Origin of the sequence: Polaribacter sp., assembly GCF_965656025.1 — a bacterium.
Taxonomy (GTDB): domain Bacteria; phylum Bacteroidota; class Bacteroidia; order Flavobacteriales; family Flavobacteriaceae; genus Polaribacter.
The window spans coordinates 1,216-4,817 of the sequence record NZ_CBFHJT010000106.1 but is presented as its reverse complement, the minus strand read 5'-3'; the positions used below and the strand labels follow the sequence as shown (position 1 = coordinate 4,817).

Below are 3,602 nucleotides of genomic sequence, written 5' to 3'. Positions count from 1 at the left end.
TTTAACAGTACCACCTGTACCATAAATAAAAGGTTCATTGTTTCTCTGATAATCTACTTCTACATATTCAATATCATTCATAGTAAAATTAAACAAATAAGTATTATCTTGCATAAGTAGGCCATCTAAGTATACAGCCATTCGACTATCTTGTATAGAAAACCTATTAATTATATAAATTTTTCCATTCTTAAAATCATCTCTAGCTTTAATACCTGGCTTAAAGTTTAAAAAATTGGCAAGTGTTCTTTTACGATCTTTATCATCTAAAAAGAAAACTCTACCAGAAGACTTTTTCTTAATTTTTTCTATTCTCTGTTTTCTTAAATTTGTCTTTACAACTACTTCATCTAAAAGTGTGCTTTTATTTAATTGGTTAAAATTGTAAAGTTCTAATTTATTTTCTAAAGCAAAATTTATATTGTTTGAAATTAAAACATCATTTCCTTTTAATAACTTAGCTTTTGCACTAGGAAAAAACTGTACATATGTACTATTAGGTTCTTCTAAAAATCCTTTTTTCTTAAACTTAGAAATGTTCAATTTTTCGTCTTTAAGTGGGAATATTTCAGGTATTTGAAAAGACCTAATTTCTTCATCAAATTCTAAAATTTTACCATCATGGTTTTTAAGATGATGAATTAAATAACTGCTTTTTTCTTCGGTTTTCGTAAGGTTCACTCTAAATGAGATTCCTTTTTCGAACTTGTAAGCAAAATCGCTTACATTTTTGTTTTGTAAGCTCCAGTTAAAGCTACTCCAACCTTGTGTAATTAAAAGGTTGTCTAAATCGTACATAGTTTGTTTGGTAACTTTATTAAAATAATGCTCACCATTTTCTACAAAACTTTTTAAATGTGGTTGTAAAAGTGTTTGCGATATGATATTGTTTTCTTTATTGTAAGACCTCGTAGTTTTGGGTAAAATAGAAATACTTACATTGTTGTTATTTGCAAAGTTCTTACCACTAAACTGTAATGTGATTTCTGTAGAATCTTTTACTTGAGACACAAAAGCTTGCTGAGCATCTATAATATTTAAGTTGTAATAATTAAAAAAGATTCTTTCAGCAACAGGTTTGTTATTGTTGTCTAATACTGTTACAATATTAACACCAGTAGCTAATTTTAAAAACGGAATTTTAGTAGTAATAATAGTTTCATTATCAAATTCAATTTTAGTTTTATTAGTAGTGTTGTTGTTTATAATAAAATAAAATGGTTTGTTTTTAATTCTAGGTAAGGAAGTATTATTGGTTACTAAAGATATAAAAGCATTTTCTTCATTTTTAGTTACTTTAATTAAAACCCCACTATTTTTTAAGTTGCTTGCAACTCTTTTGGTAATTGTATTATCATTAAAAGAAACTTTAGCTGTATAGATTTTGTTAGGTAGGGGCGTAAAAGTAAGTCTACCAATACCTAAATTATTGAGTTTGAAATCTGTTAATTTGATATTGTTTTCAAACAAAGTACCTTTTATGTTTTTAACACCATAACCTAAAGTATCTTTTGCAATAATACCCACAGTATTTTTAACATTTGTTAAAAAAGTACCACTTTCTGGTAAAAACTGTACATCTATCTTAGAAGCTTGATAAGGTTTTTTGGGTGTAATTAAACCAGGGTTTATAATTTCTATCTTTTCTGAGTGATAATTTTTGGCATCAAAATTTAGCATCCAGTTGGTAAAAGTTTTTACAGTGTAAATTCCACTTTTAAAAGTATCATCAATTTTAAAGCTTCCATTGGCTATTCCATTATTCACCTTAAACAATTTACTCTTAATTTCTTTACCATTTTTATCTGTTATGGTTGCATATAAATTGGTGGTTTGTAAAGCGAAGTTGTTGGTGTTTTTATCAAAAACATACGAGGTAAAAGCAATGTCTTCACCACTTATATAAATAGACTTGTTTAAATGTGTAAAAACGGTTTCTTGATATATAGTAGCATTTTTTTGTAACAATACACGGGGTTCTGTGTTGTTTTGACTTTTCGTACCAAGAGATATGAATAAAGCGAATAGGAAAAATAAACTGTTTTTTGGTAGGTAGTTAAGTTGTTTCATAATTGTTAATTTTTAGATAAATTTAACAATTACTATGCCAAAAATTTTATTAACTAACTTCCTGCCCGTTTTTTACAGTCTTTTCAGGGGCAACAAAAGCCAATTTACCATCAAGTGTATCTGTCATTAAAATCATACCTTGGCTCTCTACTCCTCTAATTTTTCTTGGTGCTAAATTTACCAAAACCGATACTTGTTGACCAATAATTTCTTCTGGAGAAAAACTTTCTGCAATACCAGAAACAATAGTTCTTGTATCAATCCCAACATCAACTTTTAATTTTAAAAGTTTTTTAGTTTTTGCTACTTTTTCTGCTTCTAAAATAGTGCCAATTCTGATGTCTAGTTTTGTAAAATCATCAAATTCTATGGTTTCTTTTTGAGGAGTTACCACTTTATTTTCTTGCTCATTCGCTAATTTTGTAGCTTCTAATTTTTCTAATTGAATTTCAATGGTTTTGTCTTCTATTTTAGAAAAAAGTAATTCCCCTTTATTAATTTGATGTTCAGCAGGTAATAAAATGTCTTTTTGGGTTACGTCTTCCCAAGTTAAAGATTTCTCGACTGCGCTCGAACTGACATTGAGAATATTTTTCAACTTTGTTGATGTAAAAGGTAAAAATGGCTCCGAAACTACTGCTAAAGCTGATGCTATTTGCAAAGCCACATACATAATGGTTTTTACACGCTCTTCATCAATTTTTATCACTTTCCAAGGTTCTTCGTCTGCCAAATATTTGTTTCCTAATCTAGCTAAATTCATCAACTCTTGGCTTGCTTCTCTAAATCGATATCTTTCTATTGATTTTCCAATAATATTCGGAAACTCTTTTACGGCTGCTAAAACATCTTCATCAACTTCTGTAAAATCATTTGGAGTTGGTACAATACCCGAGTAATATTTGTTGGTTAACACCACAACTCTATTGATAAAATTACCAAAAATAGCAACCAATTCATTGTTGTTTTTTGCTTGAAAATCTTTCCAAGTAAAATCGTTGTCTTTACTTTCTGGCGCGTTTGCTGTTAAAGTATATCTTAAAACATCTTGTTGATTAGGAAACTCTTCTAAATACTCATGCAACCAAACTGCCCAGTTTTTAGAAGTTGATAATTTGTTGCCTTCTAAATTTAAAAATTCATTAGCTGGCACATTATCTGGCAAAATAAAATCGCCATGTGCTTTTAACATACTCGGAAAAATAATGCAGTGAAACACAATATTATCTTTACCTATAAAATGAACTAGTTTCGTATCGTCTTTTTTCCAATAATCTTCCCAATTTTTACCTTCTCTTGCTGCCCATTCTTTGGTTGATGAAATGTAGCCAATTGGCGCATCAAACCAAACGTATAATACTTTGCCTTCTGCATCTTTTAAAGGAACAGGAATTCCCCAATCTAAATCTCTAGTTACTGCTCTTGGTCTTAATCCGTCCTCAACCCAAGATTTTACTTGTCCGTAAACATTAGGTTTCCAGTCTTTTTTATGTCCTTCTAAAACCCATTCACGTAAAAAATCTTCGTGTTTA

Annotated in this window: 2 protein-coding genes; both read right to left on the bottom strand. The window is 29.3% G+C overall.

Going from position 1 to position 3,602, the window contains the following annotated elements:
* On the bottom strand, positions 1-1,968 hold a 1,968-nt coding region (locus ACTG3S_RS13875), incomplete at its 3' end, for an MG2 domain-containing protein (RefSeq protein WP_439129930.1).
* A gap of 151 nt (positions 1,969-2,119) precedes the next feature.
* On the bottom strand, positions 2,120-3,602 hold a 1,483-nt coding region (gene metG / locus ACTG3S_RS13870), incomplete at its 5' end, for a methionine--tRNA ligase subunit beta (RefSeq protein ID WP_439129929.1).